The following is a 638-nucleotide window of genomic DNA, read 5'->3' on the forward strand; positions in this document are numbered from 1 at the left end:
GGCGGAGCGCTGCGAACTTGACCAGTACCAGGTATCGCGGAAGGCCTCAGGGCCACCTTCTTGGAAGGCTTCGATGCTGGTCTGGGTTGGCGACTCTTCGGTGTACAGCAGGCCTACCGGCTCGCTGTTGGGGTTGTCACCGTCGCGCCGGCCAGCCCAGTTCGCTTCGGTGGTCGGCTTGAAGTGACGGTACTGCAATTCCTGCACATCGCGGGCCGGGATGGCCCAGTCGGTGAAGCCGCCGATGTCCAAGGCGATGACCTTCTGCGCCAGTTCGCTGCCAGCGGCGGCCATGGCCTCGGTATTGGCCCGGCTGTCGGTGAAGCTGTCGGCGCCTTCGATCTTCTCGCCGTACTTGCCCCAGGCGCCGACCAGTTCATGCTCGGCGCCGGCGGTGATGTTCAGGTAACGCTTGCCGGTGGCCGGGTCGCGGGTGATGCCGGAGAAGAAGCCGCCACCGAACGGCTGGCCGATTTCCGGGAGGGTCACTGCTGGTGCTGCTTGAGCTGCTGCGGACATGGTCTTTCCTCTTTTCGAAGGCAACAAAAAAGGCGCTGCTGCGCCCCGGTGCCGGATCAAGAACGGATGAATGAAGGATTAAATAAAGAATCTGCGGACGGGGCGGACACGGAGCTCGT

Annotated in this window: 1 protein-coding gene; it reads right to left on the minus strand. The window is 63.3% G+C overall.

All coding sequences use genetic code 11. The annotated features are described in order from the left end of the window. Positions 1-519: hypothetical protein (locus JZ00_RS29675; RefSeq protein ID WP_039594742.1), on the minus strand; the 519-nt coding region annotated here is incomplete at its 3' end. Positions 520-638: the final 119 nt, after the last annotated feature.

Source organism: Pseudomonas frederiksbergensis, from assembly GCF_000802155.2.
GTDB classification, from domain to species: domain Bacteria; phylum Pseudomonadota; class Gammaproteobacteria; order Pseudomonadales; family Pseudomonadaceae; genus Aquipseudomonas; species Aquipseudomonas frederiksbergensis_A.